This window comes from Photobacterium sp. R1, assembly GCF_054600795.1.
Map to the genome: position 1 here is coordinate 1 of NZ_BAAHZP010000585.1, position 269 is coordinate 269.

The window sequence follows — 269 nt, forward strand, 5'->3', positions numbered from 1 at the left end:
GCTCAAGTCATTAGTTTGCCTGAGATTCCTGACCATATACACAATGCGGATATCATTATCAGTGCAACGGCAAGTCCACTGCCGATTGTGGGCAAAGGCATGGTCGAGAAAGCGCTGAAAAAACGCCGCCATCAACCTATGCGTCTGGGTGATATCGCTGTACCCAGGGATATTGAAGCCGAAGTTGGCGAGCTTGATGATGCCTATTTATATTCAGTGGACGATTTGGAAAGCATTGTTGAACGAAATCGCGAGCAGCGAAAAGTCGC

The 269-nt window shown here is 48.0% G+C and carries 1 pseudogene; it reads left to right on the plus strand.

What is annotated here, in order from left to right:
* A pseudogene (gene hemA / locus ACYP03_RS26385) lies at positions 1-269 on the plus strand (glutamyl-tRNA reductase); the annotation flags it as partial.